Origin of the sequence: Streptomyces sp. NPDC001663, assembly GCF_042893105.1 — a bacterium.
Lineage (GTDB): Bacteria > Actinomycetota > Actinomycetes > Streptomycetales > Streptomycetaceae > Streptomyces.
The window spans coordinates 270,831-296,246 of sequence record NZ_JBIAUR010000006.1; the positions used below are offsets into that span (position 1 = coordinate 270,831).

Below are 25,416 nucleotides of genomic sequence, written 5' to 3' on the forward strand. Positions count from 1 at the left end.
GAAGACATCATGGCCAACCTTCAGCCCAGTCGTCGCCGGTTCCTCGGCGGACTCGGTGCCGCCGGGACGGCGGCACTGCTCAGCGGCTGCGTCACCTCCACCTCGTCCGGCAAGAGCTCCTCCAAGGGCGCGGTGACCCTCCAGTCCAACCTGTCCGCTCCGCAGGCGAAGGCGGCGATGGAGGACATCGTCGCCGCCTACGGCAAGGAGGGGTCCGGCAAGGCCAGCCTCAACACGGTCGCCGCCGAGACTTTCCGCACCCAGCTGCCGACGTACCTCACCTCGGCCAACCCGCCGGACGTGTACACCTGGTACCCCGGCTCGGTGGCGAACGCCTACGCCAAGAAGAACCTGCTGCTCGACCTCGACGAGGTGTGGAACTCCTCGACCGACCTCAAGCGCTACTCCAAGGCGCAGAACCGCCTGTGCACCTCCAGCGCCGGCAAGAAGGTCTTCGTGCCCGCCACCTACTACTGGTGGGGCATGTTCTACCGGAAGTCCAACTTCGCCAAGTGGGGCGTGCGCGAACTCCCCAAGAGCTGGGACGACTTCCTCGACCTGTGCGACAAGCTCAAGAGCAAAGGTGTCGCCCCGATCGGGCTCGGCGCCGGCGGCAACACCCCCTGGGTGGCGTCCGCCTGGTTCGACTACCTCGACATCCGCATCAACGGTGCCCAGTACCACCGTGAACTCCTCGCCGGGAAGCACCGGTTCGACGACCCCGAGGTGCGCAAGGTCTTCGACCGCTGGCAGGAGGTGCTGCCGTACTTCGACCCGAACGGCACCGCCCTCGCCTTCCAGGACGCCACGACCGCCCTGCTCAACGGCAAGACCGGCATGATGCTCATCGGCACCTTCTTCGCCGACTCGGCACCCAAGAGCGCCCTGGACGACATCGACTTCTTCCGCTTCCCGATCATCGACTCCAAGGTCCCGCTCGCCGAAGAGGCCCCTGTGGACGGCTACTTCGCCAGCGCCCGCACCGGCCGCCGCGAGCAGGTCTACGACCTGATGCGCTACCTCGCCACCGCCGAGGCCCAGGAGACCTACATCAAGGGCTCCTCCGGGACCGTCCTGCCCTGCAACCCCGACGCCAAGGACGCTGGCACCGCCCTGGTGAAGAAGGGGCGCGAGCACGTCGACTCGGCCGTCGAGATCACCCAGTTCTTCAACCGCGACTCCAGCGACGCGCTCCAGCCCACCGCGGACACCGCGTTGACCAAGTTCCTGGCCAGGCCCAAGTCGATCGGCTCCATCCTGACCGACTGGCAGCGCGACGCCGAGAAGATCTGGAACGCCTGAGATGGCCGTCCTGACCGCCCCTCACCAAAAGCTCCCGGTCCCGACGCCGTCCCGTGGCGGTCGGGGCCGGGGCCCCCGGCGCACCCCACCCCTGGTCCTGGCCTTCGTCCTGGTCCCGCTGCTCGCCGAGTCCGTGTGGGTCTTCTGGCCCGCCCTGCAGGGCTTCTACCTGGCCCTCACCAAGTGGGACGGTGTCTCGGCACCCCAGTTCATCGGCCTGGGCAACTTCCGGGAGATGGCGCACGACGACGTCTTCCGCAGTGCGGCCGGCCACACGGTCCTCTGGCTGGTTCTTTTCGGCGGCCTGTCCGCGGTGCTGGGTCTCGCCGTCGCGCTGCTGCTCCAGCAGGAGCGGCGCGGTGTCGGCTTCTACCGGGCGGCCCTGTTCCTGCCCGTCGTGTTCTCGCTGGTCGCCACGGCCCTCGTCTGGCAGGCGATCTACCAGCCGGACGGTGTCCTCAACCAACTCCTGGGATCCGTAGGCCTGGACAGCCTCCGGCACGCCTGGCTCGCCGACCAGGACACCGCCCTGTACGCGGTGATCGTGCCCGCCCTGTGGCGGCAGATCGGCTACGTCATGGTCCTCTACCTGGCCGGCCTCAAGGGCATCGACCCGGCCCTGTACGAGGCGGCCAAGGTCGACGGCGCGAGCGCCTGGCAGCGTTTTCGGCACGTCACCTTGCCCCAACTCCGCAGCGTCAACGCGGTCGTTGTGTCGGTCATCATCATCGACTCGCTGCGCTCCTTCGACGTCGTCTGGTCGCTGACCCGTGGCGGCCCCTATCACTCGTCCGAGCTGCTGAGCACGTACATGTACTCAACCGCCTTCCAGTCCCTGCGACTTGGCTACGGCTCCGCCCTGGCCGTCGTCATCTTCGTGCTCGCCTTCGGAGTCATCGCCTCCTACCTCGTCCGCGCGTTCAGGGAGGCAGACTGATGTCCGCCGACTCCACGGCACTGCGCCGCAAGCGGGCCGCGACCGCCGGATTCCATCTGAGTGCCGGCGCGCTGGCCGTCCTGTGGCTGCTGCCCATCGCCCTGGTCCTGGTGACCAGCCTGCGTTCCTTCGACGACATCGCCGCCCACGGACTGGGCAGTTGGCCGCACTCCTTCACGCTGTCCAACTTCAGTCAGGCCTGGGTCGACGGCGGCCAGCAGCGCGCCCTGATCAACAGCCTGATCGTCACGGTGCCCTGCGTCCTGGTCACCCTCGTGCTCGCCGCGATGGCCGCCTTCGCCCTGAGCCGCTACGAACTCCCCTTCCGTCGCGCCCTGTTGCTCCTCATGCTCGGCGGGAACCTGCTCCCACCGCAGATCCTGCTCATCCCGGTGTCGAAGCTCAGCGAGCTGATGGGCGTCTACGACACCCTGCCCGCACTGATCGGCGTGCAGATCGGCTTCGGCGTCGGCTTCTACGTGTTCGTGCTGCACGGCTTCATGCGGGGGATCCCGGTGGAGATCCAGCAGGCGGCGGTCGTCGACGGCGCCGGTCCCTGGCAGATCTTCTGGCGGATCATCCTCCCGCTGACCCGCCCGGCCCTGGCCGCCCTCAGCGCCCTGTCCTTCACCTGGATCTTCAACGACCTGCTGTGGGCGATCACCGTCCTGCGCAGCGACACCAAGATGCCGATCACCGCCGCGCTCATCGGACTTCAGGGCCAGTACGTGTCCATGTGGAACGTGATCGCCGCCGGATCGGTCATCGCCGCCGCGCCCACGGTCGCCGTCTTCCTGCGCTTCCAGCGGCACTTCGTGGCCGGCCTCAACCTGGGAGCCGTCAAGTGATGTACGAACGCTGGACCTTGCGCACCGAGCACACGAGCTACACGGTGCGCCTCTCCCCGGACGGCCCGTGGGCGGAACTGGATGCCTGGGGCCCGATCGGCGTCGAACACGGCCCCTCCGCCCTCGACTGGTCCCGGCGCACCCACTTCATCACGCCCGCCGACGCCGCCCCCGCCGAGTATCTGCCGTACGGGTTGCGGCCGTTCACCGGAGCCGAGCTGGTGGCGGCACGTCCGGGCGAGGAGCGGGGCGTGTGGTGGGAGTTCGACGGCGCGGAGGAGGGTGAAGGGGTGCTGCGGCTCGCCTTCGCCGATGACGTGCTCGGTCTCCGTACGGTCCTCTGCTACGAGACCGTGCCGGGCACGGACGTGATCCTCCGCTGGATCGAGCACACCGCGAGGGAGGAGCTGCGGCTGGAGCGGTTCGACTCCGGCGCCGTGAACATCCCGGTGAGCGGTGCGGCGGCCCGGCTCACGTACCTCGCCGGACAGTGGTCACAGGAGTTCCAGCGCACCCAACTCGACCTGTCCCGGGGCACGTTCAGCATCGGCAGTCTCCAGGGCGCGCCCGGACACGCGTACGCGCCCTGGCTCGCCGTGCAGGACGAAGAGGCCGCCTTCGGTATCGCCCTCGAGTGGCCGGGCAACTGGCACATCACGGCGGAGGCGGAGCCGGGCGTATCCGTGCGCGTGCGTGCCGGGCGCGTCCCGCACGAGGGTGCCGTGCTCCTCGCACCCGGCGAAACCCTCATCACCCCCCGCCTGGCCTGCGCCTTCAGCCCGGACGGCCTCGACGGGCTCTCCCGCGTCTGGCACCGCTACCAGCGTCACCTCGCCGGCGACCGGCTGCACCGCCCCCGTAAGGTGCTCTACAACTCCTGGGAGGCCACCGGCTTCGACGTCGAAGCCGCCGGGCAGCTGGAGCTGGCCAAGACGGCCGCCGACATCGGGGCCGAGCTGTTCGTGGTGGACGACGGCTGGTTCACCGGGCGGGCCGACGACACCGGGGGACTGGGCGACTGGTACCCGGATCCGGCGGCCTTCCCGCAGGGCTTCGGTCAATTCGTCGAGGACGTAAGGGCGTTGGGACTGGACTTCGGCCTCTGGATCGAACCCGAGGCGGTGAGCCCCGGCAGCCGGCTGTACGCCGAACACCCCGAGTGGGTCTACCGGATCGACGACCGCCCTGCCCGCCTGGTCCGCAACCAGCTGCTGCTCGACCTGGGGCGGACCGACGTCCAGGACTTCGTCATCGGCACGCTCGACCGGCTGCTCGGCGCGTACAACATCAGCTACCTGAAGTGGGACATGAACCGGCCGCCCACCGAACGCGGCCGCCCCGGCGCCGGGCCCGCCGACCGCCTGGACTTGGACGCGCAGCACGTCACCGGCTACCTGCGCGTCCTCGACCACCTGCGCACCGCCCACCCCGACGTCACGGTCGAGGGCTGCGCGGGCGGCGGCGGGCGGATCGAGCATGCGACCCTCGCCCGCACCGACGTCGTGTGGCCCAGCGACAACACCGCCCCGCTGGACCGGCTGTCCGTCCAGTACGGCTTCCTGCACGCGCACGCCCCGCACGTGATGAGCTCCTGGGTCACCGACGCCCCCGGCGTCTTCGACCCGCGCCCGCGCAGCCTCGCCTTCCGCTTCGTCAACGCCATGTGCGGGGTGCTGGGTGTCGGTGCCGACCTGCGTGCGTGGTCGCCGGAGCAACGGGCCGAGGCCGCCCGCTGGATCGCGCGGTACAAGGAGGTGCGGGAGGTCATCCACCATGGAGAGGCCCGGCTCCTCGGCACCCCGCAGGACCCGACCTGCGGCGTGCAGTACGACGCCGGCGAGCGCACCGTCGTCGCCGCACTGAGCACCGGCCGGCTCGACGGCGCCCCCCTGGTGCCGGGTCGGCCGGACCGACTGCGGCTGCGGGGACTCGACCCGGCGGCGCGCTACCGCGACACGGCGAGCGGGACGTCGTACAGCGGGGCCCATCTGCTCCACTACGGGCTCCCGTTCGCCTGGAGTGCCGAGCACGACGCCGACCTCGTCGTGCTGAGACGTGAGTGAGCCCCTTATGTTTCGAGCAAGCCCTTTCCCGCGAAGGAGTCGAACCCCACGATGGACCAGCCCGCACGACACGGCGCCCGTTTCACCGGCCGCACGGCCGTGGTCACCGGAGCGGCCTCCGGCATCGGAGCCGCGACCGCCGCACGTCTCGCCGAGGAGGGAGCCGCCGTCGTGCTCGCCGACGTCGCCGAGGAGCGGGGCGAGGCCGTGGCGGAGCGGATCGGCAAGGACGGCGGCCGGGCCCGGTTCGTGGCCGCCGATGTCGCGGTCGAGGCGGACTGGGCGCTGGTCGTCGCCGCCGCGCACGCCTTCGGGCCGGTGGACGTCCTGGTCAGCAACGCCTTCACCGTCGACGTCAGGCCCGCGCACGAGATGACCCTGCCGTCGTGGCAGCGGCAGCTCGACGTGAACCTGACCGGCAGCTTCCTCGGCTTCCGTGCGGCGCTGCCCGATCTGCGGGAACGGCGGGGCGCGGTGGTGCTGACCTCCTCCGTGCACGCCCACATGGGCATCCCCGGGCATCCCGCGTACGCCGCCGCCAAGGGCGCCCTGCTCTCCCTGTGCGGTCAGCTCGCCGTCGAGTACGGGCCCGAGGTGCGCGTCAACGCGGTCGTACCGGGGCCGATCCTGACCGCGGCCTGGGACAGGGTGCCGTCCGAGGAGCGGGAGAGGAGCGTCGCCGAGACCGCCGCACGGCGCTTCGGCACGCCCGAGGAGGTCGCCGCGGCCATCGCATTCCTCGCCGCCGACGAGGCTTCCTACATCACCGGGACGAGCCTCGTCGTGGACGGCGGCTGGAGCGTCGTGAAGGCCTCCGCATGAGCGCGCCCACCGTCAAACAGAAGAAAGGCTGTACGACATGACCCCCTACGCCAGCCGCGGCGTGCACGGCCAGACCGTGGAAGCCCTCGCGCGCCGCATCCTGGGCGGTGACATCCCCGAGGGGGCCACGCTCGACCTGGTGGCGCTGCAGAGCGAGCTGGACGTGAGCCTGACCGCCCTGCGCGAGTCCCTCAAGGTGCTCGCCGCCAAGGGGATGGTCGACGCCCGGCAGAAGCGCGGCACCTTCGTCCGCTCCCGGGCCGACTGGAACCTGCTCGACGCCGACGTGCTGCGCTGGCAGTTCGAGGGCGGCCGTACCGGCGAGGCCGACCGGGCGCTGCTGCAGAACCTGGCCGAGGTGCGCGCCATCATCGAGCCGGCCGCCGTCCGCCTCGCCGCCGAGCGGCGCACCGACGCCGACCTCGCCGCCCTCGACGGCGCCATCGCGGCGATGGGGGAGCAGGACGCCGGAGCCGCCCACGCAGTCGAGGCCGACCTCGCCTTCCACCGTGCCCTGCTCGCCGCCACCCACAACGAACTCCTCGAACGCATGGAGATGGTGATCGAGTCCGGCCTCGCCCATCGGGACCGCATCGTGCACAGCTCCCCGCACAGCGAGGACCCGATACCGGCCCACCGCGCCGTCCTGGACGCCGTGCGCGGCCAGGACCCGCTGGCCGCGGAGGCCGCCATGCGGGCCCTGCTCGACCAGGCCGGCCGCGACCTGGACCGGATCGGCACCGCCGACGACACGGAAGGCACTCCCGCCCAGTGAAGATCACCCGTATCGAAACCTTCCTGGTCCCGCCGCGCTGGCTGTTCTGCCGCGTGGAGACCGACGAGGGAGTGGTCGGCTGGGGCGAGCCGGTCGTCGAGGGCCGCGCCGAGGTCGTCCGGGCCGCCGTCGACGTCCTCGCCGAGTACCTCGTCGGCCAGGACCCGCTGCGCATCCAGGACCACTGGCAGGTCCTCACCAAGGGCGGCTTCTACCGCGGCGGCCCGATCCTCTCCAGCGCCGTCGCCGGGCTCGACCAGGCCCTGTGGGACATCGCCGGCAAGACGTACGGCGCTCCCGTGCACGCCCTGCTGGGCGGTCCCGTGCGCGACCGGGTCCGGGTCTATGCCTGGGTCGGCGGTGACGAACCCGCCGAGCTCGGCGAGCAGATCGCCGCGCAGGTGGAGGCCGGCTTCACGGCGGTGAAGATGAACGGCGCCGGAGCCACCTCGCCGGTCGCCACCGCCGCCGAGACCGCGGCCGTCGTCGCCCGCGTGGCCGCCGCCCGCGAGGCCCTGGGCCCGGACCGTGACGTCGCCGTCGACTTCCACGGCCGCTTCAGCGCCGCCGCCTCCCGCCGGGTCCTCGCCGAACTCGCCCCGCTGCACCCGCTGTTCGTCGAGGAGCCGGTCGTCCCCGAGCAGAGCCATCTGCTGCCGGGCCTGGTCACCTCGACCTCCGTACCGCTCGCCACCGGCGAACGCCTCTACTCGCGCGCCGAGTTCCTGCCCGTCCTCGCCGCCGGCGTCGCCGTCGCCCAGCCCGACCTCTCGCACGCCGGCGGCATCTCCGAGGTGCACCGCATCGCCTCGCTCGCCGAGACCTACGGCGCCCAGCTCGCCCCGCACTGCCCGCTCGGTCCGATCGCGCTGGCCGCGAGCCTCCAAGTCGCGTTCGCCACACCCAACTTCCTGATCCAGGAGCAGAGCCGGGGCATCCACTACAACAAGGGTGCCGATCTGCTCTCGTACGTCGTCGACCCCGAGCCCTTCCGATTCGTGGACGGGCACGCGCCCCGCGGCGACGCCCCCGGACTGGGCATCGAGGTCGACGAGGCGGCCGTGCGTGCCGCCGACCGCACCGGTCATGCCTGGCGCAATCCGGTGTGGCGGCACGCCGACGGTTCGTTCGCGGAGTGGTGACGGTGGGGTCGGGGCTGCCGTCGCTGGAGATCGTCACCGACCCTGCGCACGGCGGGCGTTGGACCTCGCTGCGGGCGGACGGGCGCGAGTGGCTGTGGCGTCGGGACGGCGTCGGGCGGGCGGACGTCGCGCCGGGGGACGCCTTCGTGGACGCGGGTGGCCTGGAGGAGTGCGTGCCGACGGTCCGCGGCACACCGGACCACGGGGATGCCTGGTCGCGGGTCTGGACGAGCGAGCGGGACGGCACGCAGAGCGTGGACTGCGACCGTTTCTCGCTGACCCGGACCATCCACGACGGTGCTCGGGTCGACTACGTTCTGACGGCCGACCCGGGCTTCCGGTTCGTCTGGGCCGCACACGCCCTGCTCGACCTCTCCCGGCGGGCGACCCTGCAGCTGCCCGAGGCCGCGGACGCCCGTCTGTACCCGTCGGCGAACGGCCCATGGGCGGAGGGCAGTTGGCCCGCACCCCGGGGAGTGCGGCTGGACCGCTTCGGACCGGACGACGGCACCGCGATCGGGGCGGTCGTCGACGCCTCCCGCGCCTGCGTCCACGACGACCCCGACCGCCTGTCCTTCGCCCTCGAAGCCGACGGACCGCCGCGGTCGATCGCCCTGTGGCGCAACCTCGGCGGCTTCCCGGCGACGGACGCCTATCGCAGTACGGGCGTCGAGCCGATGCTCGGCCGCGTCTTCGACCTGGCGGAGGCGGGCCCGGGCGACGCCGCCCGGGTGCCGGCGTCCGGGGAGGTGCGCTGGCGGCTCATTGTGACCGCCGAGTGCAGCTGTCCCTGAAACCGGCTGTACCTGTCCCTCGCAGGTCGTGGCGCCCGGCGTCCGCATCTCAAGCGGGCTGCGGCGTCAGGCGTTTGTGGCCCTTGCGGTCGTAGTACCTGGTCATCGCGAATCCGAAGAGGAGGGCGAGCGCCGCGCCGATCGCGATCATGATCCAGGAGCGGGTGAGGCCTGCGTCGCCGCGGGCGTCGAAGTAGAGGATGGCGCGGACGCCGTCGCTGAGTTGGCGCATGGGCTCGAAGTGGGACAGGAAGCGGTAGAAGCCGGGGACGGCCTGGAGCGGGACGGTGGCGCCGGAGGATGGCAGGCCCAGGACGATGAACACGAACATGGAGATCAGCTGGCCGATTCCGCCGAAGGCCGCGTTGATGGCCTGCACGCCCAGGCCCACGGCGAGGGCCGCGCAGTAGGAGTAGATCCACAGCAGCGGGATGTGGGTGGCGTCCATGCCCAGGATGGTGATGGTGGCCAGCATGACCAGGGAGACGCTGACGACCGTGATGCCCGCGGTCATCCCCATGTTCAGCAGCAGCGTCTGCGTGCGGGTGATCGGCACGGTGGGGCGGCGGGTGTGCCAGGGGCCGATCTCGGTGTCGGCGTAGCCGAGGGAGGTGTCGACGGCGTTGCTGATGACGTTGCCGCCCATGAAGCCGGCCAGCACGAGCAGCAGCGTGTAGTAGAAGGCGCTCAGCCCGAGGCCGCTGTGGCTGCCGATGGGGTGCCCGACCTGGGTGACGACGTTCACCGGGTCGGCCAGCAGCAGTTTGGTGGTGGAGTTCGCCTGCGTTCCCACGGCCGCGGTGAGCTGTTTGCCGAGGCTCTGCGAGGCCTGGTGCGCGGCCGCTGTCGTGATCTGGCTGGCGAGGGACGAACCCAGGCTGCCCTTGCCGGGGTTGGTGAGCACCGTCATCGTCGGCCGGGCGGTGGCCCCGGTCGTGGTGAGCGCGGTGATCGAGTCCGTGAAGTCGGCGGGGATGACCAGGGCGCCGTAGACCTTGCCGGAGTCGAGCTCGTCCTGGGCCTGCGCGAGGCTGAGCGTGCGCCACTCGGCCTTCTCGCTCGAGGTGTCGGAGGTGATGGCGGCGGCGATCTGCGTGCCCGCGTTCTGCTTCTGCCCGGCCGGCGGCTTGCCGGTGTCCCCATTGACCAGAGCGATCGGCAGACGGTGCAGATCGCCCTGTGGGTTGACGATGCCGCCCATGTAGAGCAGGGCCAGCAGGAAGGCGAGCAGTCCGGTCAGGACGGTGGGCATGAGCCACAGCTTGGGGTGGCCCAGCAACGTGACGGCTCGGGCCTGGGGGCTGGCGTCGGCCATGGTTCTCCGTAGGTTGTCGGGACGGGGGCGACTACCGGACGGCTCCTGTGCGCACCCCGAGCGTACGGAGCAGAGGGCCCCAAAGAGGACAGGCCGCGCGCGACAGGCCTGAACTGGACTGCGCGACCCGGGTTATCAGGGAACCCACAGGGCCACCGTTGCCTCATATCAGGTGCGACCCACGAGAGGAGCGTCCGTTGGACGGCATCGAGTCCCCCGCCGCCGGCACCGGCCCGGCCCCGGGCGGGGCGACGGCACGGCACGCGGTCTCCCGCCGCCGGTTCATGGTCTACTCCCTGGCCGCGTCCACGCTCACGGTCGCAGCCCCGCTCGCCTGCGACACCTCGAAGGCGCAGGGCAGCGAGCCCACCCGGGCCGCCTCCGACGTGCTGGTGACCGGCGCCGACGACGAGATGCTCGTCCTGGAGGTCACCGAGGCGAACAAGATCGTCGTACGGCTGCCGCGGGTCGAGGTCGGCCAGGGCATCACGACCGCCGTCGCCATGATGATCGCCGAGGAGCTGGACGCGCGCCTCGCCGACGTCGACATCCCCCTCGCCGACGCCCGCACCAAGGGCAACCAGTACACCGGCGGCTCCAATTCGGTCAGTTCGCTGTACGGCCCCGCCCGGCAGCTGGCCGCGACCGCCCGCGCCCGGCTGGTCACCGCCGCCGCGAGGCGCTGGCACGTGCCCGCCTGGTCCCTGCGCACCAGGAACACCATGGTGATCGCCCCGGACGGCCGTACCGCCACCTTCGGCTCGCTGAGCGCGAGCGCCGCCAAGATCCGCCGTACGGCCGTGTCCGCCAAGCCCAAACCGGCGTCCAAGCACAAGGTGATCGGCCGGCCCGCGAACCGCATCGACGCCCGGGACATCGTCACCGGCAAGGCGAAGTACACCGGAGACCTCTCCGCGGCCGGGGCCGGCCCGACCGTGGTGGCCCGGCCGCCGACGATCGGCGGGAAGGTCGTCACGGTCGACGATCGGGCCGCCCGCGCGATGCCGGGCGTGCACGCCGTCGTCCGGGTCCCCGGCGGGGTCGCCGTCGTGGCCGAGACCTTCCACCACGCCTTCAACGCGCGCGACGCCCTGAAGATCAAGTGGGCGCCGGGGCCGCTGGTCTCGCTGTCCGACGCGAAGATCCGCTCCCGGCTGCGGGCGGCCGTGCCCTCCCTGGGGTCGCCGCCGCGTGGATCGGCGCAGGTGGAGGGCGAGTTCGAGTTCGCCTTCGTGAGCCATGCCCCGATGGAGGTGCTGACCGCGGTCGCGGACGTACGCGCCGACAGGGCCGAGATCTGGTTCTCCTCCCAGACGCCGACGGACGCACGCGACAGCATCGCCTCGGCCACCGGGCTGCGGGCCTCCAAGGTCAAGGTCCATGTGCTGCGGGGCGGCGGCTCGTTCGGGCGGCGGCTGAACTTCGACGCCGCGATCGAGGCCGCCCTGATCTCCAAGGCGGCGAAGCGGCCGGTCAAGCTGATGTGGAGCCGTAACGACGACACACGGCACGGCCGGATGCGCCCCGCCAGCCACCACAGGATCCGGGCCAGCCACGCGGACGGCCGGGTGGTCGCCTTCGCCCATGCGACGGCCTCGGTGAGCGAGTCGTACGGCAAGAGCGGCACCGCGAGCCAGGCGTCCTTCGTACGACCGGTGTCCGCGCCCTTGCCCAGCGACTCCGGCCTCTACAACTTCGGCCGCCTGTCCGGCGATTCGGGCGGTGTCGACCTCGCGATGCCGCTGGGCGCCTGGCGGTCGGTGGACTCCGGGACGACGCGGACCGCCGAGGAGATCATGGTCGACGAGGTGGCGCGGAGCCTGGGCAAGGACCCGGTCGCGTTCCGCCGTACGACGCTGCGGAGCAAGGCCGTCAAGGCCGTACTCGACAAGGTCGCCGAGGCCGGGGGCTGGGGCCGGGCGATGCCCGACGGGCACGGGCAGGGTGTCGCCGTGCACGAGGAGTACGGGTCGTGTGTGGCCTGTCTGGTGGAGATCGACGCCAGCGATCCGAAGAATCCGCGGGTCACCAAGGTGGTGATGGCGGCCGACGTCGGCACCGCCGTGAACCCGCGCGGGCTCGAGGCGCAGCTGATGGGCACCTCGATCGACGGGATCTCGACCGTGCTGAGCGCCGGGCTGCACATCGACCGGGGCGCCGTGCGCGAGGGCAGCTTCGCCGACTTCCACTGGGCCCGCCAGCGCAACGCCCCGCTGCACTTCGAGGCGCACATCATGCCGTCCAAGGGGGAGCCCGGCGGGGCCGGTGAACTCGGTGTGCCGGCCGCCTCCGGAGCCGTCGCCAACGCCTACGCCCGGGCGACCGGCACCAAGCCGCGCCGCTTCCCGCTCAGTTTCTGACCGTCCCACTTCTGACCGCCGCCGGATCAGCCTTCGAGAAGGTACCGATGCCCTCCTACTCCTTCGTCCTCAACGGCGAGCCGGTCACCGTCGACGCCCCGGCCGACATGCCGCTGCTGTGGGTGCTGCGCGACCTGCTGCACGTCACCGGCCCCAAGTACGGCTGCGGCGTCGGCGTCTGCCGTGCCTGTACGAGTCATCTCGACGGCGCGGAGATCCAGCCCTGCGTCGTCAAGGTCAAGGACTGCGCGGACCGCAAGGTCACCACCATCGAGGGCCTGGCCGACGGCGACACCCTGCACCCCGTGCAGCAGGCCTGGATCGACTGCGACGTCTCGCAGTGCGGCTTCTGCCAGCCCGGGCAGATCATGGCCGCCGCGGCCCTGCTGAAGAAGACGTCCGAACCCACCGACGCCGACATCGACGCCATCGAGAACGTCTGCCGCTGCGGCACCTACTCCCGTATCCGCGAAGCCATAAAGAAGGCCGCGAAGCCGTAAGGACGGCGGCGACGCCATGAAGAGGGCCGCCGACCGCACTCCGTGACCCGACACGCGCAATGAGTGGCCCGGCTCACATGGCCAGAAAGGCATGTCACCGACACCATGGGGGACGTCATCTCGGCAGGCTGAAGGGAGCGGCGATGTTCCGCAAGGTGCTGGTCGCCAACCGCGGTGAGATCGCGATCAGGGCATTTCGCGCCGGCTATGAACTGGGCGCGAGGACGGTCGCCGTCTTTCCGCACGAGGACCGCAACTCGCTGCACCGGCTCAAAGCGGACGAGGCGTACGAGATCGGCCAGCCCGGGCATCCGGTGCGGGCGTATCTGTCGGTCGAGGAGATCGTCCGCGCGGCGCGCAAGGCCGGCGCGGACGCCGTCTACCCGGGCTACGGCTTCCTTTCCGAGAACCCCGAGCTGGCCAAGGCCTGCGAGGAAGCGGGCATCACCTTCGTCGGGCCCAGCGCGCACACCCTGGAGCTGACCGGCAACAAGGCCCGTGCCGTGGCCGCCGCCCGCGCGGCCGGCGTACCGGTACTCGGCTCCTCCGAGCCCTCCAACGACGTCGACGAACTGGTCCGCGCCGCCGAGGAGATCGGCTTCCCGGTGTTCGTGAAGGCGGTCGCGGGCGGCGGCGGGCGCGGTATGCGCCGGGTCGAGGACCCGGCCGTGCTGCGCGAGTCCATCGAGGCCGCCTCCCGCGAGGCCGCCTCCGCGTTCGGTGACCCGACCGTCTTCCTGGAGAAGGCCGTCGTCGACCCCCGCCACATCGAGGTGCAGATCCTCGCCGACGGCGAGGGCAACGTCATCCACCTCTTCGAGCGCGACTGTTCGCTCCAGCGCCGCCACCAGAAGGTCATCGAGCTCGCCCCCGCGCCCAACCTCGACCCGGAGCTGCGCGACCGCATCTGTGCCGACGCCGTCCGCTTCGCCCGCGAGATCGGCTACCGCAACGCGGGCACCGTGGAGTTCCTGCTCGACCGCGACGGCAACCACGTCTTCATCGAGATGAACCCGCGCATCCAGGTCGAGCACACGGTCACCGAGGAGGTCACCGACGTCGACCTCGTCCAGGCCCAGCTGCGCATCGCCTCCGGCGAGACGCTGGCCGACCTCGGGCTCTCCCAGGAGACGGTGAAGCTGCACGGCGCGGCCCTGCAGTGCCGTATCACCACCGAGGACCCGGCCAACGGCTTCCGCCCGGACACCGGCCGCATCAGCGCCTACCGTTCGCCGGGCGGCTCGGGCATCCGGCTCGACGGCGGAACGACCCACGCGGGTACGGAGATCAGCGCGCACTTCGACTCGATGCTGGTCAAACTCACCTGCCGGGGGCGGGACTTCAAGGCCGCGATCGGGCGGGCCCGGCGTGCGGTGGCCGAGTTCCGCATCCGCGGTGTGGCCACCAACATCCCCTTCCTGCAAGCCGTGTTGGACGACCCGGACTTCCAGGCAGGGCGCGTCACGACGTCCTTCATCGAAGAGCGCCCGCACCTGCTGACCGCCCGCTCCTCCGCGGACCGCGGCACCAAGCTGCTGACCTACCTCGCCGACGTCACCGTGAACAAGCCGCACGGCGAACGCCCCGAGCTGATCGACCCGAGCACCAAGCTGCCGCCGCTGCCCGCCGGTGAACCCGCCGCGGGCTCCCGGCAGCGGCTCGTCGAACTCGGCCCCGAGGGCTTCGCCCGCTGGCTGCGCGAGTCGCCGACCATCGGCATCACCGACACCACGTTCCGCGACGCCCACCAGTCGCTGCTGGCCACCCGGGTGCGCACCAAGGACCTGCTGGCCGTCGCCCCGGTGGTGGCACGCACCCTGCCCGAGCTGCTGTCCCTGGAGTGCTGGGGCGGCGCCACCTACGACGTCGCGCTGCGCTTCCTCGCCGAGGACCCGTGGGAGCGGCTGGCCGCCCTGCGCGAGGCCGTCCCCAACATCTGCCTCCAGATGCTGCTGCGCGGCCGCAACACCGTCGGCTACACCCCGTACCCGACCGAGGTGACCGACGCCTTCGTACAGGAGGCCGCCGCCACCGGTATCGACATCTTCCGCATCTTCGACGCCCTCAACGACGTCGGCCAGATGCGCCCCGCCATCGACGCCGTGCGCGAGACGGGCACCGCGATCGCCGAGGTCGCCCTCTGCTACACCTCGGACCTGTCCGACCCGAACGAGCGCCTGTACACGCTGGATTACTACCTCCGGCTGGCCGAGCAGATCGTCGAGGCGGGCGCCCACGTCCTGGCCGTGAAGGACATGGCGGGCCTGCTGCGCGCCCCGGCCGCCGCGAAGCTCGTGTCGGCGCTGCGGCGGGAGTTCGACCTCCCCGTCCACCTGCACACCCACGACACGGCGGGCGGCCAGCTGGGCACCTACCTGGCCGCCATCCAGGCCGGCGCGGACGCGGTGGACGGCGCGGTCGCCTCGATGGCCGGCACGACCTCGCAGCCCTCCCTGTCGGCCATCGTCGCCGCGACCGACCACTCCGAGCGGCCCACCGGCCTCGACCTCCAGGCCGTCGGCGACCTGGAGCCGTACTGGGAGAGTGTCCGCAGGATCTACGCCCCCTTCGAGGCGGGCCTCGCCTCCCCGACTGGGCGCGTCTACCACCACGAGATCCCCGGCGGCCAGCTCTCCAACCTGCGCACCCAGGCCGTCGCGCTCGGCCTCGGTGACCGCTTCGAGGACATCGAGAACCTCTACGCGGCCGCCGACCGCATCCTCGGCCGCCTCGTCAAGGTCACCCCGTCGTCCAAGGTGGTCGGCGATCTCGCCCTGCACCTCGTCGGCGCCGGGGTCACGCCGGAGGACTTCGAGGCGGCGCCCAACCGGTACGACATCCCGGACTCGGTCATCGGCTTCCTGCGCGGCGAACTGGGCACCCCGCCCGGCGGCTGGCCGGAGCCCTTCCGTACCAAGGCACTCGAGGGCCGGGCCGACGCCAAGCCCGTGCAGGAGCTGACGACGGAGGACCGCGAGGGCCTGTCGAAGGAGCCGCGCGCGACCCTCAACCGCCTGCTGTTCCCGGCCCCGACCCGCGAGTACGACACCCACCGCCAGGCCTTCGGCGACACCAGCGTGCTCGACAGCAAGGACTTCTTCTACGGGCTGCGCCCGGGCAAGGAGTACGCCGTCGACCTCGAACCCGGCGTGCGGCTCCTGATGGGGCTGGAGGCGGTCGGCGAGGCCGACGAGCGCGGCATGCGCACCGTGATGTCCACCCTGAACGGCCAGCTCCGGCCCATTCAGGTCCGGGACAAGGCGGCGGCCTCCGACGTGCCGGTGACCGAGAAGGCCGACCGCACCAACCCCGGCCATGTCGCGGCACCGTTCGCCGGCGTCGTCACCCTCGCGGTCGCCGAGGGCGACGAGGTGGACGCCGGGGCGACGGTGGCCACCATCGAGGCGATGAAGATGGAGGCGGCGATCACCGCCACGAAGGCGGGACGGGTCAACCGCCTGGCCATCAACCGGATCCAGCAGGTGGAGGGTGGTGACCTGCTGGTCGAGATCGGGTGACCTGGCGGGAACGCGGCGGGAGGGGGTGGCGGTTGTCCGTCGCCCCCTCCCGCGTCCGGGCCTTCAGACGAACGTCACCGACACCGGGCCGAGGCCGCCGAAGCGTGCCTCGATCTTCTGGCCCGCGATGACGAAGGGGGCGGTGGTCATGGCCCCGGGTAGCACCAGGTGACCGGGCTCCAGGGCGGTGCCGAACTCGGCGAGGGCGTTGGCCAGCCAGGCGACCGCGGCGGCCGGATGGCCCAGCACCTCGCGCCCGCTGCCCGACGCGACGGGCTCGCCGTCGACGAGCAGGTCGGCGCGGACGGCGGCGAGGTCGGGCGCGTCGGCCAGAGGGGTCCAGGGGCCGTGGACGAGTCCGGCTGAGCTGGCGTTGTCGGCGACGGTGTCGACGAGGGTGATCTGCCAGTCGCGGATACGGCTGTCGACGATCTCCAGGGCGGGCGCGACCGCTTCGGTGGCGTCGAGGACCTCCTCGACGGTCACGTCCGGACCGCGCAGGGGCCGGGCGAGACGGAAGCAGATCTCCGGCTCGATGCGCGGCCGGCAGTAGTGCGCGGCGAGGACGACGCCTCCGTCGCGGTGGACCATGTCGTCCAGCAGATGACCGAAGTCGGGCTCGCGCACCCCGAGCAGCTGCTGCATCGCCGCCGAGGTCAGCCCGACCTTGTGGCCGACGACGGTCGCGCCGTCGGCGAGGCGGCGGGCGACGTTGTCCTGCTGCACGGCGTACGCGTCGGCCAGGTCGAGGCCGGGCAGCAGGGCCGACAGCGGATCGATCGGGGCCACGTGGTGCTCGGCCTCGCGCAGCAGCCGGGCCGCATGCGCGCGGTCCTGCGCGCTCAGGGTCATGCCTTGCCCCCTGCCGCCATACGGGCCGCCGCATCGTGCACCGACCGGGCGTGCAGTTCGAACAACGCCACCAGGTCGACGGCGTCGCCGTTGATCTCCCGGTGCACGAACAGGCCGTCGGCGCCGGCCACGGCGTAGGCCGTGAGGGTGTGTACGGCTGCGTCTTCCAGGTCGGGGAACAGGCCGCCGATCACTTCGGAGATCTTCCGCGAGGCGATGTCGCGGACCTGGAGGAACACCGTCCGGCCGCGGGGTTCCGTCGGCCGCCGCTCCAGGGCGAGCATGAGGCCGAGGCGCAGGAAGTCCGGTGCGTCGACCAGTGACTTCGCCACGTTGGCCGCCATGGCGGTGGCCCGCTCCAGCGGGGTGCCGGTTTCCTCGTCCGGGAGCACGACCGCCGTGAGCCAGGTGTCGAAGCTGCGCTCGATGACTGCGGCGATCAGGTCGTCCTTGTCCTTGAAGTGCCAGTAGATGGAGCTGGCAGGAAGTCCGCACTTGGCGCTGACCGCCGCGATCGACGTGCCCTCGTACCCGCGCTCGCCCGCGATCTCGACCGTGGCATCGAGAATCCGCTGCCGCGACTCCACCCCGTTCGCCCGCTTCTTGCGCGTGGTCTGCGGCCCGGTCATGCGATCCACCTTCCTCCAATTGGAGTAGACGCTACAGCAAGCGCTGCAGCAAGCGGCGGCGGACTCCTTGACCCCCGCTCGGCCCTCCAGGATGCTGTGTTGCGACACATGAGATGTGTGCCGTAATGAGCAACTTACGAATCAGTGCTCGCACCATCAGTACTCGTAGCAAGCCGAGGAGTGGCCATGGCTCACCAGGTCCGTGCTGTCGTCGCGAAGGGCAAGGGTGCCCCCGTCAGCCTGGAAACGATCGTCGTGCCCGACCCCGGACCGGGGGAGGCGCTGGTGAAGATCGAGGCCTGCGGGGTCTGTCACACCGATCTGCACTATCGCGAGGGCGGCATCAACGACGACTTCCCCTTCCTGCTCGGCCACGAGGCGGCCGGCGTCGTGGAATCCGTGGGGGAGGGGGTCACGGACGTGGCCCCCGGTGACTTCGTGATCCTCAACTGGCGTGCGGTGTGCGGGCAGTGCCGGGCCTGTCTGCGCGGGCGGCCTTGGTACTGCTTCAACACCCACAACGCCAAGCAGAAGATGACCCTGCTGGACGGCACCGAGCTGTCCCCGGCGCTGGGCATCGGCGCGTTCGCGGAGAAGACGCTGGTCGCGGCCGGGCAGTGCACCAAGGTCGACCGGGCCGCCTCGGCGGCGGCCGCCGGTCTGCTCGGCTGCGGGGTGATGGCGGGCATCGGCGCCGCCATCAACACCGGCAACGTCGGGCGCGGTGACAGCGTGGCGGTCCTCGGCTGCGGCGGTGTCGGCGATGCGGCGATCGTCGGCTCGAACCTGGCGGGCGCGGCGAAGATCATCGCGGTGGACATCGACGACCGGAAGCTGGCCACCGCCCGCAGGCTGGGCGCGACCCACACCGTCAACTCGCGTGAGACGGATGCGGTGGAAGCGATCCGTGAGCTGACCGGCGGCTTCGGCGCGGACGTCGTCATCGAGGCGGTCGGCCGCCCGGAAACCTACAAGCAGGCCTTCTACGCCCGCGACCTGGCCGGCACCGTCGTCCTGGTCGGGGTGCCGACTCCGGAGATGAAGCTCGAACTGCCGCTGCTGGACGTCTTCGGTCGCGGCGGGGCGCTGAAGTCGTCCTGGTACGGCGACTGCCTGCCCTCCCGGGACTTCCCGATGCTCATCGACCTCTACCTCCAGGGCCGCCTGGACCTGGACGCCTTCGTCACCGAGACCATCGCGCTGGACGACGTCGAGAAGGCCTTCGAGCGGATGCACGGCGGCGACGTGCTGCGCTCGGTGGTGGTGCTCTGATGACCGCGCGCATCGAACATCTCGTCACCTCGGGGACGTTCTCCCTCGACGGCGGCACCTGGGACGTGGACAACAACGTGTGGGTCGTCGGCGACGACCACGAGGTCATCGTCATCGACGCCGCGCACGATGCGGAGACGATCGCGGAGGCCCTCGGCGGCCGCACCCTGCGGGCCATCGTGTGCACCCACGCCCACAACGACCACATCGACGCGGCGCCCGAGCTCGCGGCGCGCACCGGGGCCCCGATCCTGCTGCACGGCGACGATCTGCCGCTGTGGAAGCAGACCCACCCCGACCGGGCGCCCGACGGCGAACTGACCGACGGGCAGGTCCTCACGGTGGCGGGGGTCGAACTGACCGTGCTGCACACCCCCGGCCACGCCCCCGGCGCGGTCTGCCTGTACGCGCCCGCGCTGACGGCGCTCTTCAGCGGGGACACCCTCTTCTCGGGCGGCCCGGGGGCCACAGGACGGTCGTACAGCCACTTCCCCACCATCATCGACTCGATCCGGGACAAGCTGCTGACGCTGCCCGGTGACACCGTTGTGCACACCGGTCACGGGGAGACGACCAGGATCGCCGCCGAGTCCCCGCACCTCCAGGAGTGGATCGAACGGGGTCACTGACCTCCCGACCTGCTCCAAGGCACCGCAAGCCGGTGCCGACCCCTGCCCTGACCGCGTTGCTCATAGTGCTGCTAGTTGCATGACAGGCAACAACGGGCAGGGGTCATCCGGCCCACGGGAACTCCTTGACAAGGGTTCTGGGCCGACCTCAAACTGACGTTGCGCTTACCGCAATCCGTTTCGCTATACGCACCGAGGTGTCATGATGATTCCCGCGTGCCGACTCGTGGATCTTCCGCGAGGTGAGGCCTTCCGGCTCGACATCGACCCGCCGGTCTCGGTGTTCCACACCGACGACGGCGAGCTCTTCGCCATCGACGACACCTGCACCCACCAGGACGCCTCGCTCGCCGACGGCTGGCTGGAGGGCTGCGAGGTGGAATGCCCGCTGCACGCCTCGAAGTTCGACCTGCGCACCGGTGCCGTGGACGCCCCGCCGGCCAAGCTCCCGGTCCGCACCCACGAGGTCGTCGTCGAGGACGGCATGATCTACGTCCAGGTGTCCACCGACGCCCCCAACCTGCCGCCCTGCATCGCCTCCCGGCTCGCCGGAGGTCCCGCGTGAGGACGGTGGCCGTGGTCGGCGCCTCGCTGGCCGGTCTCTCGGCGGCGCGCTCGCTGCGCAAGCAGGGGTACGACGGGCGGCTCGTCGTCATCGGCGACGAGATCCACCGGCCGTACGACAGGCCCCCGTTGTCCAAGGAGTTCCTGGCCGGCACGCTCGGCGAAGCGGATCTCGTGCTGGAGACGGACGACGAGGACCTGGGCGCCGAGTGGCTGCTCGGCACCCGCGCCACCGGCCTCGACCGCACGGCCCGCGCCGTCCGGCTCGGTGACGGGCGGGAGGTCCACGCCGACGGCATCGTCATCGCCACCGGCGCCGCCGCCCGCGCACTGCCCGGCTCCGACGGCCTGGCCGGCGTGCACACCCTGCGCACCCTGGACGACGCCCGCGCCCTGCGCGACGAACTCGTCCGCGGCGGACGGCTGGTGGTGATCGGCGGCGGCTTCATCGGCGCCGAGGTCGCCTCCACGGCGTACGCCCTGGGGCTGGACGTGACGGTGATCGAGGCCGCCCCGACACCACTCGCCGGGCCCCTGGGCGAGGTCATGGGCGCCGTCGTCTCCGGACTCCATGCCGACCACGGCGTACGGCTGTTGTGCGGTGTCGGCGTCAAGGGGCTGAGCGGGGAGACCCGCGTCGACGCCGTCCTGATGGAGGACGGCCGCAGCGTCCCTGCCGACATCGTCGTCGTCGGCGTGGGTGCCAGCCCGTGCGTCGAGTGGCTGGAAGGCTCCGGCGTCACGCTCGACAACGGCGTCAAGTGCGGCGCAGACGGCCGCACCAGCCTGGCCGGCGTGGTCGCGGTCGGCGACTGCGCCAACTGGTACGACCCCCGGGCCGGCGCGCACCGCCGCGTCGAGCACTGGACCGGTGCGCGCGAGCGCCCCGACGCCGCGATCGCCACGCTGCTCGCGGGCGGCGCGGTGGAACCGGGCGTGCCCCGGCCGCCGTACTTCTGGTCCGACCAGTACGGCGTGAAGATCCAGTTCGCCGGTCATGCGGCCGGCGCCGACAGTGTGACGGTCGAGGAGGGCGCCGCGGACGACCGCAACGTCCTCGCCGTCTACCGGCGTGCCGGGAACCCGGTCGCCGTGCTCGGGATGAACCAGCCGCGGCTGTTCACCCGCTGGCGCAAGCAGCTCGCCGCCATGTCTTGACACCGCCCGAGCGGCGTTTCATGCTGCGGTTGCATATAGCACGCAGCGTTGCGTAATGAACAACTCGTAATGAGCACCAAAGCGGCGCGCCATCCGAGCGCACCGTCCCAACGCCGTCCGGAGTCGCTCTTCCCGGCGCGTGAATGACCCCTCCACGACGTTTCCCGAGGAGTGCACCGTGACCTCGACCAGCCTGCCGGACAGCCTGATCGCCACCCTCCCCGGCTCCTCCTACACGGATCCGGCGATCTTCGCCCAGGAGCAGGAGCGCATCTTCGAGACCATGTGGTTCTGCGCCGCGCGCTCCTCGGAACTTGCGAAGCCCGGCGCCTTCCGCACCGTCGACGTGGGCCGCGAGAGCATCCTCGTCACACGCGCGCGTGACAACTCGATCCGCGCCTACTTCAACGTCTGCCGGCACCGCGGGGCCAGGCTCTGCACCGAGGAGTCCGGCGAGGTCAAGCGGGCCTTCCAGTGTCCGTACCACGCCTGGACCTACGGCCTGGACGGCAAGCTCGTCGCGGCCCCCAACCTCACCAAGATGCCCGACGTCGGCCGCACCGAGTACGGCCTGGTGAGCGTGGCCGTCCGGGAATGGCTCGGCTACGTCTGGGTGTGTCTCGCGGAGAACCCGCCCTCCTTCGAGGAGGACGTCATCGGCGCGATCGTGGAGCGGCTCGGCGACGTCGAGTCGATCGAGCGCTACGACATAGACAACCTCTCGGTGGGCAAGCGGATCGTCTACGACGTGAAGGCGAACTGGAAGCTCATCATCGAGAACTTCATGGAGTGCTACCACTGCGCCACGATCCACCCCGAACTGACCGAGGTGCTCCCGGAGTTCGCGGACGGTTACGCGGCCCAGTACTACGTCGGCCACGGCGCGGAGTTCGGCGACGAGGTCCAGGGCTTCACCGTCGACGGCAGCGAAGGGCTCGACCGCATCCCGGGCGTCGCGGACGACCAGGACCGCCGCTACTACGCGATCACCGTCAAGCCGCAGGTCTTCATCAACCTCGTGCCCGACCACGTGATCTTCCACCGGATGTACCCGGTGGCCGTCGACCGCACGGTCGTCGAGTGCGACTGGCTCTACCTCCCGCACGTCGTGGAGAGCGGCAAGGACGTCAGCCGGTCCGTGGAGCTGTTCCACCGCGTCAACCAGCAGGACTTCGACGCATGCGAACGTACGCAGCCCGGAATGGGCTCCCGGATGTACGCCAAGGGCGGCGTGCTGGTGCCGAGCGAGCACCACATCGGAGCCTTCCACGACTGGGTGAACGAGCGCCTGGGCATCACCCAGGGGTGACTCAGCCCAGGTAGCCCATGCGGTGGCTGATCTCCTCGGCGCCCTTGATCAGCACCGGGGCGAGCTCGCGCATCCGCTCCTCCGTGAAGCGGTAGGAGGGGCCGGAGGCGGTGACCGCCGCGATGACCTCGCCGTCCCTGTCGAGGACCGGCGCGGCCATGGCGTGCAGACCGATCTCCAGCTCCTCCTTGGTCCAGGCGTACCCGGCCTCCCGCACCTCGGCGAGGTTCTTCTCGAGCTTCGCCTTCGAGGTGATGGTGTGCGGCGTGACCTTCTTCAGGCCCCCCTCGGCCAGCAGCGCGGCGCGCTCCTTGGCCGGCAGGTACGCCAGCAGGACCTTGCCGCTCGACGTCGCGTGCAGCGGGGTCAGCTGGCCGACCCAGTTGTGCGCGGTGACCGCCGCGGGGCCGCGCACCTGGTAGAGGTTGATCGCGTAGTGCTCCTGGAGCACCGCGATGTTGACCGTCTCGCCGATCTCCTCGGCGAGACGCTCGCACACCGGGCGGCCCTGCTGCGTGATGTCGATACGTCCCGTGACCGCGCCGGCGAGGCGTACGATGCCGAAGCCGAGCCGGTACTTGCCGCGCTCGCCCGCCTGTTCCACCAGGCCGCGCGCCTCCAAGGCGCCGAGCAGGCGGAAGGCGGTGGACTTGTGAACATCGATCTCGGCGGCCACCTCGCTGACGCCCGCCTCGCCACGCTGGGCCAGGATCTCGAGGACGCTGATGGCTCGGTCGACCGACTGGACTCCGCCGGCCTGCGAATTTGACGTTTCGGTGTCTTGGCTGTGGTTGCTCACAACGAAACTATACGCGCAGTAAACAACACCCTTGCAAGTAACCGAGTCGAAACGAAGACCACGTAAGTTGCGTGGCTCGCAACCTAGTGCGTATAGCGCTACTGGTACTAGCATGCCTCGCGTATCTACGGCGCGAGCGAGACGAGGCACCATGGCTCCCCTGCAATACGACTTCGTCATCGTCGGCGGCGGTTCGGCCGGCAGTGCACTGGCGAACAGACTCTCCGCGGACCCGGCCAACAAGGTCCTGGTCCTGGAGGCCGGCCGGTCCGACTACCCGTGGGACGTCTTCATCCACATGCCCGCGGCGCTGACGTACCCGATCGGCAGCCGGTTCTACGACTGGAAGTACGAGTCCGAGCCGGAGCCCCACATGGGGGGCCGCCGGATCTACCACGCCCGCGGCAAGGTGCTGGGTGGCTCCAGCAGCATCAACGGCATGATCTTCCAGCGCGGCAATCCGATGGACTACGAGCGCTGGGCCGCCGATCCCGGTATGGAGACCTGGGACTACGCCCACTGTCTCCCCTACTTCCGGCGCATGGAGAACTGTCTCGCGGCCGACCCGGACGACGAGTTCCGCGGCCACGACGGCCCCCTCGTCCTCGAGCGCGGCCCGGCCACCAACCCGCTGTTCGGCGCCTTCCTCAAGGCCACCGAGGAGGCGGGCTACGCGCCCACCGACGACGTCAACGGGTACCGGCAGGAAGGCTTCGCCAAGTTCGACCGCAACGTCCACCGCGGACGCCGGCTGTCGGCCTCGAAGGCGTACATCAAGCCCGTCAGGAAGCGGCCCAACCTGACCATCAAGACCCGCGCCTTCGTCACCCGCGTCCTCTTCGAGGGCAAGAAGGCCGTCGGCGTCGAGTACCAGCGCGGCAAGGGCGCCCTGCAGCAGGTGCGCGCCAAGGAGGTCATCCTCTGCGGCGGCGCGATCAACTCCCCGCAGCTGCTGCAGCTGTCCGGCGTCGGCAACGCCGAGGAGCTGCGCGCGCTCGGCATCGACGTCGTGCACGACCTGCCGGGCGTCGGCGAGAACATGCAGGACCACCTCGAGGTCTACATCCAGTACGCCTGCAAGCAGCCCGTCTCGATGCAGCCGTACCTGGCCAAGTGGCGCGCCCCCTTCATCGGCCTGCAGTGGCTGTTCAGGAAGGGCCCGGCGGCGACGAACCACTTCGAGGCCGGCGGCTTCGCACGCAGCAACGAGGACGTGGACTACCCCAACCTGATGTTCCACTTCCTGCCCATCGCAGTGCGCTACGACGGCTCCGTGCCCGCGGGCGGACACGGCTACCAGGTCCACGTGGGCCCGATGTACTCCGACGCGATCGGCTCCGTGAAGATCAAGAGCAAGGACCCGCGCGAGCACCCGGCCCTGCGCTTCAACTACCTCTCCACCGAGCAGGACCGCCGTGAGTGGGTCGAGGCGATCCGGGTGGCCCGCAAGCTCCTCAACCAGCCCGCGCTCGCCCCCTACAACGACGGGGAGGTCTCGCCCGGACCGTCCGTCGAGACCGACGAGGAGATCCTCGACTGGGTCGCCAAGGACGGCGAGACCGCGCTGCACCCGTCCTGCACCTGCAAGATGGGCCCCTCCACCGACGAGATGTCCGTCGTCGACCCCACGAGCATGCGGGTGCACGGCGTGGAGGGCCTGCGGGTCGTCGACGCGTCGGTGATGCCGTACGTCACCAACGGCAACATCTACGCGCCGGTGATGATGGTCGCCGAGAAGGCCGCCGACCTGATCCTGGGCAAGGAGCCCCTCGCCCCGTCGAAGGCCGCGTACTACCGCCTTCGCGACGCCGAGACGCAGGCCGGGTAG

21 protein-coding genes are annotated in these 25,416 nt (G+C 70.9%); 17 read left to right on the plus strand and 4 right to left on the minus strand.

Annotation, left to right across the window (positions count from 1 at the left end; translation table 11 throughout):
• The first annotated feature begins 9 nt into the window (after positions 1-9).
• Genes ACFY1L_RS21025 through ACFY1L_RS21060 form a run of 8 tightly spaced genes read left to right on the plus strand, consistent with a single transcriptional unit; the run spans position 10 to position 8,683 of the window.
• On the plus strand, positions 10-1,302 hold the full coding sequence (locus tag ACFY1L_RS21025; RefSeq protein WP_388826094.1) for an ABC transporter substrate-binding protein: 1,293 nt from the start codon (positions 10-12) through the stop codon (positions 1,300-1,302).
• Between the two features lies 1 nt (position 1,303).
• The gene (locus ACFY1L_RS21030) at positions 1,304-2,239 is read left to right on the plus strand and encodes a carbohydrate ABC transporter permease (RefSeq protein ID WP_388826097.1); all 936 of its coding nucleotides are present in this window, start codon (positions 1,304-1,306) and stop codon (positions 2,237-2,239) included.
• The gene (locus ACFY1L_RS21035) at positions 2,239-3,087 is read left to right on the plus strand and encodes a carbohydrate ABC transporter permease (protein WP_388826100.1); all 849 of its coding nucleotides are present in this window, start codon (positions 2,239-2,241) and stop codon (positions 3,085-3,087) included. The genes ACFY1L_RS21030 and ACFY1L_RS21035 overlap by 1 nt, the downstream gene beginning before the upstream one ends.
• Positions 3,087-5,150, plus strand: a complete 2,064-nt coding sequence (locus ACFY1L_RS21040; RefSeq protein WP_388826104.1) for an alpha-galactosidase — start codon at positions 3,087-3,089, stop codon at positions 5,148-5,150. Before ACFY1L_RS21035 ends, ACFY1L_RS21040 begins: the two co-directional genes overlap by 1 nt.
• 51 nt (positions 5,151-5,201) lie before the next feature.
• A complete protein-coding gene (locus ACFY1L_RS21045) occupies positions 5,202-5,972 on the plus strand; it encodes an SDR family NAD(P)-dependent oxidoreductase (RefSeq protein ID WP_388826107.1) in 771 nt (256 codons plus the stop codon).
• A 37-nt stretch (positions 5,973-6,009) separates the two neighbouring features.
• Positions 6,010-6,747 (plus strand): FadR/GntR family transcriptional regulator, encoded by a 738-nt coding sequence (locus tag ACFY1L_RS21050; protein WP_388826110.1) that lies wholly within the window; start codon positions 6,010-6,012, stop codon positions 6,745-6,747.
• The gene (gene dgoD, locus ACFY1L_RS21055; protein WP_388826112.1) at positions 6,744-7,889 is read left to right on the plus strand and encodes a galactonate dehydratase; all 1,146 of its coding nucleotides are present in this window, start codon (positions 6,744-6,746) and stop codon (positions 7,887-7,889) included. The genes ACFY1L_RS21050 and dgoD overlap by 4 nt, the downstream gene beginning before the upstream one ends.
• Positions 7,886-8,683 (plus strand): hypothetical protein, encoded by a 798-nt coding sequence (locus ACFY1L_RS21060; protein WP_388826910.1) that lies wholly within the window; start codon positions 7,886-7,888, stop codon positions 8,681-8,683. The genes dgoD and ACFY1L_RS21060 overlap by 4 nt, the downstream gene beginning before the upstream one ends.
• Positions 8,684-8,732: 49 nt before the next feature.
• Here the strand turns inward: ACFY1L_RS21060 and ACFY1L_RS21065 are convergent, their stop codons facing one another.
• Positions 8,733-9,998, minus strand: a complete 1,266-nt coding sequence (locus ACFY1L_RS21065; protein ID WP_388826115.1) for a YhgE/Pip domain-containing protein — start codon at positions 9,996-9,998, stop codon at positions 8,733-8,735.
• Between the two features lie 284 nt (positions 9,999-10,282).
• On the opposite strand from ACFY1L_RS21065, the gene ACFY1L_RS21070 reads away from it, so the two are divergent.
• The 3 genes from ACFY1L_RS21070 to ACFY1L_RS21080 all read left to right on the plus strand — a co-directional run bounded on the left by ACFY1L_RS21070 (position 10,283) and on the right by ACFY1L_RS21080 (position 16,376).
• The gene (locus tag ACFY1L_RS21070) at positions 10,283-12,358 is read left to right on the plus strand and encodes a molybdopterin cofactor-binding domain-containing protein (RefSeq protein ID WP_388826912.1); all 2,076 of its coding nucleotides are present in this window, start codon (positions 10,283-10,285) and stop codon (positions 12,356-12,358) included.
• A gap of 47 nt (positions 12,359-12,405) precedes the next feature.
• The gene (locus ACFY1L_RS21075; protein WP_388826118.1) at positions 12,406-12,858 is read left to right on the plus strand and encodes a (2Fe-2S)-binding protein; all 453 of its coding nucleotides are present in this window, start codon (positions 12,406-12,408) and stop codon (positions 12,856-12,858) included.
• 143 nt (positions 12,859-13,001) lie between these two features.
• Positions 13,002-16,376: a pyruvate carboxylase gene (locus ACFY1L_RS21080; RefSeq protein WP_388826121.1), complete on the plus strand. Its 3,375-nt coding sequence runs from the start codon at positions 13,002-13,004 to the stop codon at positions 16,374-16,376.
• 63 nt (positions 16,377-16,439) lie between these two features.
• Here the strand turns inward: ACFY1L_RS21080 and ACFY1L_RS21085 are convergent, their stop codons facing one another.
• Together ACFY1L_RS21085 and ACFY1L_RS21090 are read right to left on the minus strand one after the other, a co-directional pair.
• Positions 16,440-17,228, minus strand: a complete 789-nt coding sequence (locus ACFY1L_RS21085; RefSeq protein ID WP_388826124.1) for a 2-keto-4-pentenoate hydratase — start codon at positions 17,226-17,228, stop codon at positions 16,440-16,442.
• Positions 17,225-17,857, minus strand: a complete 633-nt coding sequence (locus tag ACFY1L_RS21090) for a TetR/AcrR family transcriptional regulator (protein WP_388826127.1) — start codon at positions 17,855-17,857, stop codon at positions 17,225-17,227. The genes ACFY1L_RS21085 and ACFY1L_RS21090 overlap by 4 nt, the downstream gene beginning before the upstream one ends.
• A gap of 186 nt (positions 17,858-18,043) precedes the next feature.
• On the opposite strand from ACFY1L_RS21090, the gene ACFY1L_RS21095 reads away from it, so the two are divergent.
• From ACFY1L_RS21095 to ACFY1L_RS21115, 5 genes are all read left to right on the plus strand, one after another.
• Positions 18,044-19,129: an S-(hydroxymethyl)mycothiol dehydrogenase gene (locus ACFY1L_RS21095; RefSeq protein ID WP_388826130.1), complete on the plus strand. Its 1,086-nt coding sequence runs from the start codon at positions 18,044-18,046 to the stop codon at positions 19,127-19,129.
• Positions 19,129-19,758 carry an MBL fold metallo-hydrolase gene (locus ACFY1L_RS21100; RefSeq protein WP_388826133.1) on the plus strand — a complete coding sequence of 210 codons (630 nt, stop codon included), beginning with the start codon at positions 19,129-19,131 and terminating at the stop codon, positions 19,756-19,758. The genes ACFY1L_RS21095 and ACFY1L_RS21100 overlap by 1 nt, the downstream gene beginning before the upstream one ends.
• A 202-nt stretch (positions 19,759-19,960) precedes the next feature.
• Positions 19,961-20,323 (plus strand): bifunctional 3-phenylpropionate/cinnamic acid dioxygenase ferredoxin subunit, encoded by a 363-nt coding sequence (locus tag ACFY1L_RS21105; RefSeq protein ID WP_361271847.1) that lies wholly within the window; start codon positions 19,961-19,963, stop codon positions 20,321-20,323.
• The gene (locus tag ACFY1L_RS21110; RefSeq protein ID WP_388826136.1) at positions 20,320-21,480 is read left to right on the plus strand and encodes an NAD(P)/FAD-dependent oxidoreductase; all 1,161 of its coding nucleotides are present in this window, start codon (positions 20,320-20,322) and stop codon (positions 21,478-21,480) included. The genes ACFY1L_RS21105 and ACFY1L_RS21110 overlap by 4 nt, the downstream gene beginning before the upstream one ends.
• Positions 21,481-21,658: 178 nt before the next feature.
• Entirely contained in the window at positions 21,659-22,789 is a 1,131-nt protein-coding gene (locus tag ACFY1L_RS21115; protein ID WP_388826139.1) for an aromatic ring-hydroxylating dioxygenase subunit alpha, read from the plus strand.
• A gap of 1 nt (position 22,790) precedes the next feature.
• Here ACFY1L_RS21115 and ACFY1L_RS21120 read toward each other — a convergent pair whose 3' ends face one another.
• Complete coding sequence (locus ACFY1L_RS21120) at positions 22,791-23,588, minus strand: IclR family transcriptional regulator (protein ID WP_388826142.1); 798 nt, start codon at positions 23,586-23,588, stop codon at positions 22,791-22,793.
• 151 nt (positions 23,589-23,739) lie between these two features.
• Between ACFY1L_RS21120 and betA the strand changes: the two genes are divergently transcribed.
• Positions 23,740-25,416 (plus strand): choline dehydrogenase, encoded by a 1,677-nt coding sequence (gene betA, locus ACFY1L_RS21125; protein WP_388826145.1) that lies wholly within the window; start codon positions 23,740-23,742, stop codon positions 25,414-25,416.